We start from the raw sequence: 13,681 nt of genomic DNA, 5'->3' as shown, positions 1-13,681 counted from the left end.
CAATTAACGGCAAAACCGCGCATAAAACCACAAATGTATTTGTCGACATGAAAAGGAAATTTGATGAAAAAACTATTGCCTCTCGCCTTGCTGGTCGCCACCGGGAGCGCCAGCGCACAATCCAATCTGGACAAGGTATTGCAGCAAAAAACGCTGACGGTCTGCACCACCGGCGATTACAAGCCCTACACCTTCCTGAAAGAGGATGGCAGCTACGAAGGCATTGATATCGCGATGGCAGAGTCGCTGGCCAACAGCCTGGGAGCCAAGGTGAAATGGGTAAAAACGACCTGGAAAACCCTGACACCTGACTTTGTGGCCGGGAAATGTGATATCGCCATGGGGGGGATCTCAGTGACGCTGGAGCGCCAAAAGCAGGTGTTTTTTGCCGAGCGGCTTGATACCGATGGCAAAATCCCGCTGGTGCGTTGTACCGACGTGAAAAAATACCGCACCGTTGAGCAGATTAACAAACCTGCAGTGCGGCTGATCGAGCCTGCCGGTGGCACCAACGAAGCCTTTGTCCGTGCCCATCTGCCCAAGGCCAACCTGACGTTGTCCCACGATAATATGGGCATTTTCCAGCAGTTGGTGGACCGCAAGGCCGACGTGATGATCACCGATGCCTCCGAAGCCCTGTACCAGCAAAAGCGCTATCCCAAGCTGTGTGCGGTGAACCCGGATAAGCCGATGCAATACGGCGAGAAGGCCTATATGCTGCCGCGTGATGATATGAGTTGGAAGCTGTATGTCGATCAATGGCTGCACTTGAGCAAGGCCAGCGGGGAGTACCAGAAGATTATCGGCCAGTGGCTGGCGGTGAAGAAGTAAGCTGACGAATGCCTCCTCATCTTCTCCCGCAGGGAGAAGATGAGGGGAATTACTCGCCGATATATTCCATCGTTACGCGCTGGGTCAGCTTGGTGATCAGCTCATAGGCGCTGATGCCGCTAAAAGCAGCCACCCGTTCAACCGGCAGCTCATTGCCCCACAGCACCACTTCATCACCCACTTTATCGCTGGCATCCGGCCCCAGATCGACGGAAATCATATCCATGGAGACACGGCCGACAATCGGTACTTCACGTCCGTTCAGCCATACCGGCGTGCCAGAAGGCGCACTGCGTGGGTAACCATCGCCATACCCCATCGCCACTACGCCCAGGCGGGTATCTCGTTCACTCACCCATAGCCCGCCGTAGCCTACCGGCTCCCCGGCACGATGCTCACGCACGGCTATCAGACTGGATTTAAGCGTCATGGCAGGTTGCAGCCCAAAGTGATCGGCATAGGGCTCCTCCAACGGGGATACGCCATATAGGATAATCCCTGGGCGTACCCAGTCAAAATGAGCCTGTGGCCACAGCAAGATCCCGCCGGAAGCCGCGATCGACTTCAGGCCCGGCTTATCATTGGCGAAGCGCTCAAAGCAGCTGATTTGCTTTTCGGTCGCATCCACCAGCGGCTCGTCGGCACGGCTGAAATGGCTCATGATATTGACCGGCTGCACCACGTTGCGACAGGCACTCAAACGCTGGTAGAACGCCTCTGCCTGTTCCGGACGCACGCCCAGACGATGCATACCGCTATCCAGCTTCATCCATACCGACACCGGGTGCGCCAATTCAATCTGCTCCAGTGCCTCGAGCTGTTCGATGCTGTGAACGGCGGTTTCGATATTATTCGCCACCAGCGCGGGCAGATCTTCAGCACAGAAGAACCCTTCCAACAGCAGGATCGGTTTAACGATGCCACCGGCACGCAGCATCAACGCTTCGCCGATACGCGCTACGCCGTAACAGTCAGCATCTTGCAAGGTGTGAGCCGTTTCCAACAGGCCATGTCCATAGGCGTTGGCTTTCACCACGGCAATCAGGCGGCTTTGCGGCGCCAAGCGACGGATCTGTTGCAGGTTATGTCGCAGGGCGCGGCGATCGATGACAGCAGTTGCCGCTTTCATTTCAATTCCTTAGCTGATTATTCATCATCATATTGTGGCCCCGCATAATTATCGAAGCGCGACCATTGGCCGTTAAAGGTCAGGCGTACGGTACCGATCGGGCCGTTACGCTGCTTACCCAGAATAATTTCGGCAATCCCTTTCAGATCGCTGTTCTCGTGATAAACCTCATCACGGTAGATGAACATAATCAGGTCGGCATCCTGCTCGATGGAGCCGGATTCACGCAAATCGGAGTTAACCGGGCGCTTATCGGCACGCTGCTCCAAACTACGGTTCAACTGCGACAGCGCCACCACCGGCACCTGCAGTTCTTTCGCCAAAGCTTTTAGCGAGCGGGAAATTTCGGCAATCTCCAAGGTACGGTTGTCGGAGAGTGACGGCACACGCATCAACTGCAGGTAGTCGATCATGATCAGGCTGATCCCGTCATGTTCACGGAAAATACGCCGTGCGCGGGAGCGCACTTCGGTGGGCGTCAGGCCAGAGGAGTCGTCAATATACATATTGCGCTTCTCCAGCAGGATCCCCATGGTGCTTGAGATCCGCGCCCAATCCTCATCATCCAGTTGGCCGGTACGGATACGGGTCTGATCCACGCGCGACAGCGAGGCCAGCATACGCATCATGATCTGGTTGCAGGGCATCTCCAGGCTGAAGATCAGCACCGGTTTATCCTGCGTCATCGCAGCGTGTTCGCACAGGTTCATCGCGAAGGTGGTTTTACCCATTGCCGGACGGGCCGCGACGATGATCAGGTCAGACTTTTGCAGACCGGCGGTTTTCTTGTTGAGATCGTGATAGCCGGTGTCTACGCCGGTGACGCCGTCGTGCGGCTGTTGATAGAGCTGCTCGATACGGGCGACGGTATCTTCCAGAATACGTTCGATGCCTTTAGGGCCTTCATCTTTGCTGGCGCGGTTTTCCGCAATCTGGAATACCCGGGATTCGGCCAGATCGAGCAGATCTTCACTACTACGCCCTTGCGGATCGTAACCCGCATCGGCGATTTCGTTGGCGACGGAGATCATTTCACGGACGACCGCTCGTTCACGCACGATATCGGCATACGCACCAATGTTGGCCGCACTAGGGGTGTTTTTCGATAATTCTGCCAGATAGGCAAAACCGCCCACCGTCTCCAGATCGCCCCTCTGTTCCAACGACTCGGACAGCGTGATCAGGTCGATAGGCCGGCTCATCTCCAGCAGACGCTGCATTTCGGTAAAGATCAGGCGGTGTGGGCGGCTGAAGAAGTCGTTGGCGACTACGCGCTCCGCCACGTTATCCCAGCGTTCGTTATCCAGCATCAAACCGCCCAACACGGACTGCTCCGCCTCCAGCGAATGTGGCGGCATCTTCAGCCCTTCCATCTGGCGGTCTCTGGGTTCGTACGTGTTTGTCTTGTTGGTTGGTTTTTTGCCTGCCATGAAGCCTATTCTTTATTCAGTTGCGAATGGGGGGTAGCTGACGCAAGAGTATACGTGATTTTCAGTCATGATTCCCTGCGCAAAAAAGGATTAATCACTGCGCAACGGGCTAGATAGTCTGGGCTGATAAGCGTAGGGTGAAAACAGCCATTTAAACGAGGTAGCGACATGTCAAAACGCATCCAATTCTCCGCCACTGGCGGCCCGGAAGTGCTGCAGTATGTTGATTTTACTCCTGTCGATCCCGCAGCGGGGGAGGTTCAGGTCGAGAACAAGGCGATCGGTATCAACTATATCGATACCTACGTACGTAGCGGCCTGTACCCACCGGCAAACTTCCCAAGCGGGTTAGGAACCGAAGCGGCCGGGGTGGTCATCAAGGTCGGGGCAGGTGTCAGCGCGGTCAAACCGGGCGATCGCGTGGTTTATGCCCAGTCCGCACTGGGTGCCTACAGCGAAGTTCACAACGTCCCGTTGGAAAAGGTGGCTATCCTGCCGGATAACCTCACTTTCGAACAGGGTGCTGCCTCGTTCCTCAAAGGGTTGACCGTACATTATCTGCTGCGCCAAACCTATGAGGTCAAGCCAGGCGAGGTATTCCTGTTCCATGCCGCCGCCGGGGGGGTTGGGCTGATCGCCTGCCAGTGGGCCAAAGCGTTGGGTGCCAAACTGATCGGCAGCGTGAGTTCTGACGAGAAAGCCGAGCAGGCAATGCGTGCCGGCGCGTGGGCCACCATCAATTATCGCCAGGAAAACATCGCCCAGCGCGTAGCTGAACTGACCAACGGCGAAAAGGTTAACGTGGTCTATGACTCCGTAGGGCAAAGTACCTGGCAGGACTCATTGAACAGCCTGAAGCGCCGCGGACTGATGGTGAGCTTTGGTAATGCCTCCGGCCCGGTTACCGGCGTCGATCTGGCATTGCTCAATCAGAAAGGCTCACTTTACGTCACCCGTCCTTCGCTCAATGGTTACATCACCAACCGTCAGGAATTGCAGTTTGCCAGTAACGAGCTGTTTTCGCTGATTGGCAGCGGTGCGATTAAAGTTGATGTCAAAGCGACACAGAAGTTTGCTCTGGCAGATGCCCTGCGGGCACACCAGACCCTGGAAAGCGGCCAGACCAGCGGCTCCAGCCTGCTGATCCCTGGTCTGTAACGCCAATAAAGAAAGGGCCCCATCAGGAGCCCTTTCTAGTTTACTGCGTTTTGTAGGGGTAGAGCAGAGTCCGCCAGAGATGGGGGTTGCTTTAAGCAACACTCTTGTCAGCTCTCGCGGTGATGAAAATGATTAGCATCACAGCTGCGGGAGTCATCCTAGCAGCCTCGATAAGTAAAAAATATGTTTAATGTGCCGCATTCGCATTTAAAACATCAAGCTGTGATCCCCGCCACACTGGCAAGCAATCTGCAGGGTGAATTTCAGCGTGACTGACTGATATTTAGGCAAAAAATCTTAATAGCGCCGTATCTGTGGTTTCTGCATAGAGCGGTATATCCACACGCCAACCACCGCCAGGATCAGCCACGGCAGCAGTTTAAACACCATGGCAAACAGCCCGCCCAATAGCATAAAAGCCGCGGCCACAAATAACGCAGCCATCACGCCCAACAGTGAAATACCGGTTACCAGCAGCATGGCGACAAAGCCGATCAGAAAGAACAGTTCTAACATAGGTTGCTCCTTGGCAAAACAATAGGTCTGTCTTGTTCTTTACAAGAAACGTGCCAACTTGAAGGTAATGATAACTTATTGAAATAATGAAAAAATGGCGCCACACCGGGTGACACCATTAGTCAAAAAAACCAACTTTTAGTCAAGTTTTTTGCCGATTATGCCATTTCAGTGCGCGGTGAGCGCACCAATGCCAAAGCCTGTTCGACGGTGCGCACATCAGCTCCTGGTTTATGGGCATTTTCACTCAGATGACGGCGCCACTGCCGCGCACCAGGGATCCCCTGGAACAAACCGAGAATATGGCGAGTGATGTGGCCCAGATAGGTGCCGTTCGCTAGCTCGCGCTCGATATACGGATACAGCGATTCGATAATCGCCACGCTGTCCATCACCTCGCTCTGGCGGCCGAAAATCTCGCTGTCCACCCGCGCTAGAATGCCTGGATTCTGGTACGCCTCGCGCCCCATCATCACACCGTCCAGATGTTGCAGATGCTGTTGGGCCTCTTCCAGCGTTTTCACGCCGCCGTTGATCGCAATGGTCAGCGCCGGGAAGTCACGTTTCAACTGATAAACGCGCGGATAGTCCAACGGAGGGACTTCGCGGTTTTCTTTCGGGCTCAGGCCAGAAAGCCAGGCTTTACGGGCATGAATGGTGAACATATCGCATTCCCCACGCCCAGCAACGGTAGAGATAAAATCGCACAGGAACTCATAGCTGTCCTGGTCATCGATGCCAATACGGGTTTTTACCGTCACCGGGATCGACACCACGTCGCGCATCGCCTTGATACAGTCGGCCACCAAGGTCGCCTGCCCCATCAGACAAGCACCAAACATGCCGTTTTGTACCCGATCTGACGGACAACCGACGTTTAGGTTGATCTCGTCATAGCCACGCTGCTCCGCCAGTTTGGCGCAGTGCGCCAATGCTGCCGGATCGCTCCCCCCTAACTGCAATGCCACGGGGTGTTCTTCCTCGCTGTATGCCAGATAGTCACCTTTACCGTGGATGATCGCACCGGTGGTCACCATTTCTGTGTACAGCAGCGTTTCCTTGCTCAGCAGACGATGGAAGTAACGGCAATGGCGATCGGTCCAGTCCAACATAGGAGCAATGGAGAAACGATTGGCGGCGTATTGGGTGTTGTTAATATCTTTCGTCATGCTGAGTTACTGGCTACCTGATAAGTCCGGGACTCGACAACCGACGCGCTGTGCCGATGCCGCAAACGGCTATTATAACGACAATCCACGCTCTTGGGAAAATCGTCGTTCATCCTGATTAGGATCTCAGAGCGATAACGTTTTCACACGACCTTATTCCAATTGTCGGATCACGCGGCACGGCTGCCCAAGCGCCAACACGTTAGCCGGAATATCCTCGGTCACCACGCTGCCCGCGCCGATGGTGGTGCCATCACCAATGGTGACTCCAGGCAGGATCACTACGTTGCCGCCAATCCAGACGTTACTGCCAATCACCACCGGCCTGGCTGAGGTATGGAACGGAAAATCGGCATTGCCGGTAAACCGCTCACTGGCCTTGAGAGGGTGGCTTGGCGTGTAGATTTGCACGTTCGGGCCAATCAGCGTGTTATCGCCAATGGTGATGGTGTTGCAGTCAAGAAACACCGCATTGACGTTGATAAAACAGTTCCTGCCAATGCTGATATGCTGCCCGTAGTCGCACCAGAACGGTAATTCAATCCAGCTGTCATCCCCCCAGGCCGCAAGCAGCTCACGCAACAGACGCTGTTTCTCTTCAGACTGATGTGAATCCAATGCTGTTAGCTGTTTAGTCAGGCTCCGCGCCCGATGGTACATGGCAATCAGCTCATCATCACGACTGTTATATACCTCGCCGCGCAGCAATTTCTCTCTTTCTGACATCCCAGGCTCCTGAAAGGTTTGGCTCCATATGGGTTATACCGCCGTGCCCGAGTGGAACCTATGACATAAAGCGGCAAACCGTGACCTGCATCTCATTCTGCCTAGTCTTGCTGCGGAAAATCGCCCTATTAGCCGCGTTATCCAGGGAAAGCGGGGCAACCCTCGGCGATTGCGTTGAAACATGATAAAATCGGCTTCTTTGCATAGCCGGATAATTGCCATGAACTCAACCAACCAGGAAAAGCTGCTCGCGCAGGCTGAACAACTCTGTCAGCAACGCAACGTGCGACTGACCCCGCAACGGCTGGAAGTGTTACGCCTGATGGCTGAGCAACCCGGCGCCATCAGCGCTTACGATTTGCTGGATTTACTGCGTGTGGCGGAGCCGCAGGCCAAGCCACCTACGGTCTATCGTGCACTGGATTTCTTGCTGGAACAGGGGTTTATCCACCGCGTTGAATCGGCAAACAGCTATGTACTGTGCCACCACTTCGAACAACCTATGCATACCTCTGCCCTGTTTATCTGCGATCGCTGCGGACAGGTCACGGAGCGTACTACCGAAGGGGTGGAAGAAACCTTGCAGAAACTGGCTCAAGAATCAGGGTTTGTGCTGCGGCACAGCGTAGTGGAAGCCCACGGTCTGTGTTCTGGCTGTGTGGTGGTAGAAAATTGTGAGAACCAACACGATTGCGATCATGACCACAGCATTGTGGTAAAGAAAAAATAAGCGGATTAGATTGCAGGAGGGAGCGGGTACATCCTTGTTCCCGTGGCCGTGGCAGGGGGGAAATCTGCCAGGCCGGATGGTGTCGTAGCGCCGCAATACTCAGCGGCTCATCGCGCTACCAACGATACTTGCTGTGTTCTTCCCAGGCTTTGACTTCTTTTTCGGCTGCCTCTTTCTGGTAGCCATAGCGTTCCTGGATTTTACCGACCAGCTGTTCGCGTTTCCCTTCGATCACGGTGATATCGTCATCGGTCAGCTTGCCCCATTTTTCCTTCACTTTACCTTTAAACTGCTTCCAGTTACCGTCGGCTTGATCTTTGTTCATAATCTCTCCGTTACTCTTGGTTGTCAGTTTTAGATAAATCTGGCTGGACTTAACTGAGTCAAATTTAAGGTTATCTAATGCGTCCGTTGCCAATTAAGCGCGGGCTTAATTCGCCAGCCACGTGATTAACTATAGTCACCCATCACGAAAAGTGCTCGAAAATCAGCATGAAATAGGGTTGGGAAAAGTCTTAATAGCAAAAAACGCCATTAAAACAGTAAGCAAGCGAACTAAAACAGCCCCGAGCACATGTAACTAAATGTGAATGACCATCCCATATCATCAACTAGCCTGGCCTATCCATCGCTAATGGGGGGATGAAAACCAGGTGCCCTGCACGCTATGACGATGCCAAACCCAGCCCAAAGCAGCCCCGCGCAGTGCCAGGAATACCGCCAGAGCCAGCCATAAACCGTGGTTGCCCAATACCGGCAGGGTGAACAACGTCAGCCCGTAGCCCACTGCGGCTACCGCCATGCTGTTACGCATTTCTGCGCCACGGGTGGCGCCGATAAACATGCCATCCAGCAGGTAGCACCAAACCCCCACCAGGGGCAGCACTACTTGCCAAGGCAGATAATGATTTGCCAGCGCACGCAATTCCGGCAGCGAGGTTAAGCCCGCCACGATCTGCTGCCCGGCAAACAGATAAATAACGGCAAAACCACAGGCAACCAGGCAAGCCTGCCGACAGGCTGCACGCCATACTTTATGCAGTTGCCGCCCGTCCCGCGCACCATAGGCGTGGCCGGAATGGGCTTCCACCGCGTAGGCAAAACCATCCAGCGCGTAGGCGGTAAAGGTCAGTAAATTCATCAGCACCGCATTCACCGCCACCACTTCTCCGCCCATACGGGCTCCCAGAATGGTTAACGAGGCGAAACACAGTTGCAGTAATAACGAGCGCAGCATAATGTCGCGGTTAAGTGCCAGCAGGCGGCGCAGATCCCCACGCCAGGCGGTACGCAGCATCGCCAGCGAAATCCCCCGCATGCGTAGTACCCGCCATGCTAACCACAAACCCAGCAGCAGCGTGGAGTACTCCGCAATCACCGTGGCAGCCGCGGCCCCCTGCACGTTCCAACCCAACCCCATCACCAGCCAGATATCCAGCACGATGTTCAGCAGGTTACCGACGATCAGCAAGATCACCGGCGCCCGCACGTACTGAACTCCCAGCAACCAGCCGAGCAGCACCATATTGGCCAACGCCGCTGGAGCGCTCAGCCAGCGGATCTCCAAAAATAGCCTGGCCTGCACCAATACTTCCCGATCGCCCCCCACAATGTTCAGCGCCAAGGTGATCAATGGGGCTCGCAACAGCACAATCGCCAGCCCGGCCACCAGCGCCAACAATAACGGCTGCATAAAGGCGCGAGCCAGCCGGTAGGGATCTTGCGCCCCCAGCGCCTGCGCAGTCAGCCCGGTGGTGCTCATACGCAGGAACAGCAACAACATAAACAGGAAGCTGGTGGCCATTGACCCCACCGCGACCCCGCCAAGGTAGCTAGGGCTATCGAGATGGCCGATAACGGCGGTATCCACCAGGCCAAGCAAGGGGACGGTAATATTGGAGAAGATCATCGGCAACGCCAGACGCCACAGAGCTTTGTCGGTGTCACTGGTGAAGGCAGAAAGCAGGCGCATGGCGATATGTTCCCGTAAAAGCATGGATTTTAGCGTAGCTTAGAAATGACATCGCCCCAGAGATGGGGCGAAGTTTGCCGTTTTAAAGGGCTGTAATACGAGGTAAAGCGGTTAGATCCAGTCGCCGTTGCGGATCACACCCACCGCCAGGCCTTCGATGGTGAAGTTCTGCTGGCGCAGATCGACCACGATCGGTTGGAATTCACTGTTTTCTGGCAGCAGTTCGACGACGTTACCGTGTTTCTTCAGGCGCTTGACCGTGACCTCGTCTTCAATACGGGCGACGACAACCTGGCCGTTGCGTACGTCTTGAGTCTTATGCACTGCCAGCAGATCGCCATCCAGGATGCCGATATCTCGCATCGACATGCCGCTAACGCGCAGCAGGAAATCGGCATTAGGCTTGAACAGTGAAGGATCCACCTTATAGTGCCCTTCAATGTGCTGCTGAGCCAACAGAGGTTCACCGGCAGCCACACGGCCCACCAGAGGTAACCCCTCTTCATCTTCCATCAGCAAGCGGATACCGCGTGATGCACCGGAGATGATCTCGATAACGCCTTTGCGAGCCAGCGCCTTCAAGTGCTCTTCTGCAGCATTTGGTGAGCGGAACCCCAGGCGCATTGCGATCTCGGCACGCGTCGGTGGCATGCCCGTTTGCGAAATATGATCGCGAATCAGGTCGTAGACCTCTTGCTGTCTGGTAGTTAGTGCTTTCATTCCGCCCCCTGTTTGTTTATACAGTCTTGCTGTGAGTATATACAGCTAAGTCTGGATTGGGAACCGAAGAATAAATAAAAATCAGCAGGTAGCGAGCGGGATCGCAACGATGCCTGCCGGTTTTCACGCCAAATGCTGCCAAAGTACCGAAGCCCAAACGAACAGCGCCAGAATGATTGCCAGCGATACCGCCGCCGAGCCCATGTCTTTGGCCCGCCCGGAAAGCTCGTGATATTCCGTACCCACGCGATCGACAACGGCCTCAATCGCGCTGTTGAGGATTTCGACAATCATCACCAGCAGCACCGAGCCGATCAACAAGATGCGCGCTATTGCCCCCACGTCCAGCCAAACCGCCACAATGATAGCGACTACCGTCGCCACCAGTTCCTGGCGGAATGCGGCTTCGTTCTGCCAGGCAGCGGTTAAACCTTTATAGGAATAGCCCGCAGCTTTAATGATACGCGTCAGGCCAGTTGCTTGATTTGCCATAGTTAAGAACGCCTTTCTCCAAGATGGATCATGTACCCGTCGTGTTGCAGTTGCAACGTTCCTGACAGATTTGCCAGTCCAATCACATTTTTATCGCAGCGCAGTATACAGCAAGGTTGGAATACCTTAATCACCTAGCTATGTCATACCAATGCCGCGAACGCATGAATGCGCTAGAGCGGCCAATTTGATATCCATCAGGTATAATTCAACTATGTACTTCCATTGCCGTGAACGGCCGTGGATTTCCCAACGCCACAGATCTGCTACCCGGTTTCTGGTATGCTTGCGGCGAATTGCTAACAAGAGGCTTCACGTTGTCATGTCAGGTTGGCGTAAAATCTATTATAAGATATTGAACTTACCACTAAAAATGTTGGTAAGAAGTAAGGTTATCCCTTCAGATCCGGTCACGGAGTTAGGGTTGGATCCCTCACGACCGATTTTGTATGTTTTACCTTATAATTCCAAGGCGGATTTACTCACCTTGCGCACCCAGTGTCTGGCGCAAGATCTGCCCGATCCCCTTAATCCGTTGGAAATCGATGGCGCCGTGCTGCCAAGCTACGTGTTTATCCACGATGGCCCACGCGTATTCCGCTATTACACCCCCAAAGAAGAATCGGTAAAACTGTTCCACGATTATCTGGATCTGCACCGCAGCAACCCGGATCTCGATATTCAGATGTTGCCGGTTTCTGTGATGTTTGGCCGCTCCCCAGGGCGCGAAGGCCACGGCACGCCGCACCTGCGCCTGCTGAACGGCGTACAGAAGTTCTTCGCCGTACTGTGGCTGGGGCGCGACAGCTTTGTCCGTTTCTCCAACACCGTGTCCCTACGCCGGATGGCGACCGAGCACGGCACCGATAAGACCATCGCGCAAAAACTGGCCCGTGTCGCCCGCATGCACTTCGCTCGTCAGCGCCTGGCCGCCGTTGGGCCAAGCCTGCCTGCCCGTCAGGATCTGTTCAAAAAGCTGCTGTCCTCCAAGGCGATTGAAAAAGCGATCGAAGACGAAGCGCGCAGCAAAAAGATCTCCCACGAAAAGGCCCAGCAGAACGCAATTGCGCTGATGGAAGAGATTGCCGCCGATTTTTCCTATGAAACGGTGCGCCTGTCCGACCGCGTGTTGAGCTGGACCTGGAACCGGCTGTATCAGGGTATCAACGTCACCAACGCCGAGCGTGTGCGTCAGTTGGCGCAGGATGGCCACGAGATCGTCTATGTGCCGTGTCACCGCAGCCATATGGACTATCTGCTGCTGTCCTATGTGCTCTACCATCAAGGGCTGGTGCCACCGCATATCGCAGCGGGTATTAACCTGAACTTCTGGCCTGCCGGGCCGATATTCCGCCGCCTGGGCGCGTTCTTTATCCGCCGCACTTTCAAGGGCAACAAACTCTATTCCACCGTGTTTCGTGAATACCTCGGTGAGCTGTTCACCCGTGGTTACTCGGTAGAATACTTTGTTGAAGGTGGGCGTTCCCGTACCGGCCGCCTGCTGGAACCGAAAACCGGCACCCTGTCGATGACCATTCAGGCCATGCTGCGCGGCGGTACCCGTCCGATCACCCTGGTGCCGATTTATATCGGTTACGAGCACGTGATGGAAGTGGGTACTTACGCCAAAGAGCTGCGTGGTGCGACCAAAGAGAAAGAGAGCCTGCTGCAAATGGTGCGCGGCTTGCGCAAGCTACGCAACCTCGGCCAGGGCTACGTGAACTTTGGCGAACCGCTGCCGTTGACTACCTACCTGAACCACAACGTCCCGCATTGGCGTGAATCTATCGACCCGATCGAAGCACAGCGCCCAAGCTGGCTGACGCCTGCGGTCAACGATCTGGCGGCTCAGATCATGGTGCGTATCAACAACGCTGCCGCCGCCAACGCCATGAACCTGTGTTCTACCGCGCTGCTGGCCTCACGCCAACGTTCGCTGACCCGTGAGCAGTTGCTTGAGCAGCTGGAATGCTACTTACAGTTAATGCGTAACGTGCCTTATGCACCGGACGCCACCGTACCAACACAAACGCCAGACCAGTTGCTGGATCACGCTTTAAACATGAACAAGTTTGAAGTGGAGAAGGACAACATCGGCGACATCATCATTCTGCCGCGCGAGCAGGCGGTGCTGATGACGTACTATCGCAACAATATCCATCATATGTTGGTACTGCCTTCACTGATCGCGTCTATCGTGATGCATCACCGACGCGTCTCGCGCGTTGAGCTGCTGCGTCAGGTCAGCCTGATCTATCCGATGCTGAAGGCAGAGCTGTTCCTGCGTTACGACAAAGAACAGCTAGCCGAAGTGCTGCAACCGCTGATCGAAGAGTTGATACGTCAGCAGCTGATTTGTAGCAAAGGCGATGAGCTGGTGCTGAACCCTGCGCGCATCCGTCCGTTGCAGCTGTTGGCCGCTGGCGTGCGTGAAACCTTGCAACGCTATGCCATCACCATGTCGATCCTCAGCGCCAACCCAAGTATCAACCGGGGTGCCTTGGAGAAAGAGAGCCGCATTATGGCCCAGCGTTTGTCGGTGCTGCATGGCATCAACGCGCCGGAATTCTTCGATAAGGCGGTGTTCTCCACCCTGGTGGCGACGCTGCGTGAAGAAGGCTTTATCAATGATATTGGCGATGCGATCCGCGAGCACACCATGGAGGTTTACACCATGTTGAGCGATCTGATCACCCCGGAAATCAAGCTGACCATCGAAAGCGTGAGCATGCCGGAAGAAACCAATACCCCAGCGCTGGCGGCTGAAGTAGTAAAAGAAGACGAGTAACTTGCAGGCCCGTTACCACG

General features: G+C 54.9%; 13 protein-coding genes. 4 read left to right on the top strand and 9 right to left on the bottom strand.

Annotated elements, in window-relative coordinates:
• Window positions 1-63: 63 nt before the first annotated feature.
• Window positions 64-831, top strand: coding sequence for a transporter substrate-binding domain-containing protein (locus tag A6U95_RS13425; protein ID WP_065684851.1), 768 nt, complete (start codon window positions 64-66; stop codon window positions 829-831).
• 49 nt (window positions 832-880) lie between these two features.
• Here the strand turns inward: A6U95_RS13425 and alr are convergent, their stop codons facing one another.
• A complete protein-coding gene (gene alr, locus A6U95_RS13420) occupies window positions 881-1,960 on the bottom strand; it encodes an alanine racemase (RefSeq protein ID WP_065684850.1) in 1,080 nt (359 codons plus the stop codon).
• Window positions 1,961-1,977: 17 nt separating this feature from the next.
• Window positions 1,978-3,390, bottom strand: coding sequence for a replicative DNA helicase (dnaB, locus tag A6U95_RS13415; protein ID WP_024483977.1), 1,413 nt, complete (start codon window positions 3,388-3,390; stop codon window positions 1,978-1,980).
• A 168-nt stretch (window positions 3,391-3,558) separates the two neighbouring features.
• Between dnaB and A6U95_RS13410 the strand changes: the two genes are divergently transcribed.
• A complete protein-coding gene (locus tag A6U95_RS13410; RefSeq protein ID WP_065684849.1) occupies window positions 3,559-4,548 on the top strand; it encodes a quinone oxidoreductase in 990 nt (329 codons plus the stop codon).
• 297 nt (window positions 4,549-4,845) lie between these two features.
• Here A6U95_RS13410 and pspG read toward each other — a convergent pair whose 3' ends face one another.
• The 3 genes from pspG to A6U95_RS13395 all read right to left on the bottom strand — a co-directional run bounded on the left by pspG (window position 4,846) and on the right by A6U95_RS13395 (window position 6,959).
• Complete coding sequence (gene pspG, locus A6U95_RS13405) at window positions 4,846-5,064, bottom strand: envelope stress response protein PspG (protein ID WP_021180810.1); 219 nt, start codon at window positions 5,062-5,064, stop codon at window positions 4,846-4,848.
• Between the two features lie 158 nt (window positions 5,065-5,222).
• Complete coding sequence (dusA, locus tag A6U95_RS13400; protein WP_024528008.1) at window positions 5,223-6,233, bottom strand: tRNA dihydrouridine(20/20a) synthase DusA; 1,011 nt, start codon at window positions 6,231-6,233, stop codon at window positions 5,223-5,225.
• 153 nt (window positions 6,234-6,386) lie between these two features.
• Window positions 6,387-6,959, bottom strand: a complete 573-nt coding sequence (locus tag A6U95_RS13395; protein ID WP_065684848.1) for a sugar O-acetyltransferase — start codon at window positions 6,957-6,959, stop codon at window positions 6,387-6,389.
• A 220-nt stretch (window positions 6,960-7,179) separates the two neighbouring features.
• Here A6U95_RS13395 and zur point away from each other — a divergent pair, with 220 nt between their 5' ends.
• A complete protein-coding gene (zur, locus tag A6U95_RS13390; RefSeq protein ID WP_065684847.1) occupies window positions 7,180-7,689 on the top strand; it encodes a zinc uptake transcriptional repressor Zur in 510 nt (169 codons plus the stop codon).
• Window positions 7,690-7,804: 115 nt separating this feature from the next.
• Here the strand turns inward: zur and A6U95_RS13385 are convergent, their stop codons facing one another.
• The 4 genes from A6U95_RS13385 to A6U95_RS13370 all read right to left on the bottom strand — a co-directional run bounded on the left by A6U95_RS13385 (window position 7,805) and on the right by A6U95_RS13370 (window position 10,873).
• Window positions 7,805-8,014, bottom strand: a complete 210-nt coding sequence (locus tag A6U95_RS13385) for a CsbD family protein (protein WP_024483982.1) — start codon at window positions 8,012-8,014, stop codon at window positions 7,805-7,807.
• 306 nt (window positions 8,015-8,320) lie between these two features.
• Window positions 8,321-9,661 (bottom strand): MATE family efflux transporter DinF, encoded by a 1,341-nt coding sequence (gene dinF / locus A6U95_RS13380; protein ID WP_065684846.1) that lies wholly within the window; start codon window positions 9,659-9,661, stop codon window positions 8,321-8,323.
• A gap of 111 nt (window positions 9,662-9,772) precedes the next feature.
• Window positions 9,773-10,381: a transcriptional repressor LexA gene (gene lexA / locus A6U95_RS13375; RefSeq protein ID WP_021180815.1), complete on the bottom strand. Its 609-nt coding sequence runs from the start codon at window positions 10,379-10,381 to the stop codon at window positions 9,773-9,775.
• A 123-nt stretch (window positions 10,382-10,504) separates the two neighbouring features.
• Window positions 10,505-10,873: a diacylglycerol kinase gene (locus A6U95_RS13370; protein ID WP_021180816.1), complete on the bottom strand. Its 369-nt coding sequence runs from the start codon at window positions 10,871-10,873 to the stop codon at window positions 10,505-10,507.
• A gap of 322 nt (window positions 10,874-11,195) precedes the next feature.
• Here A6U95_RS13370 and plsB point away from each other — a divergent pair, with 322 nt between their 5' ends.
• Window positions 11,196-13,661 (top strand): glycerol-3-phosphate 1-O-acyltransferase PlsB, encoded by a 2,466-nt coding sequence (gene plsB, locus A6U95_RS13365; protein WP_065684845.1) that lies wholly within the window; start codon window positions 11,196-11,198, stop codon window positions 13,659-13,661.
• The last annotated feature ends 20 nt before the right edge of the window (window positions 13,662-13,681 follow it).

This window comes from Serratia sp. 14-2641, from assembly GCF_001692375.1.
In the GTDB taxonomy this organism is placed as follows: Bacteria; Pseudomonadota; Gammaproteobacteria; order Enterobacterales; family Enterobacteriaceae; genus Chania; species Chania fonticola_C.
Note: the sequence above shows the minus strand (reverse complement) of the source record. Positions and strands in the feature narration are given on the sequence as shown.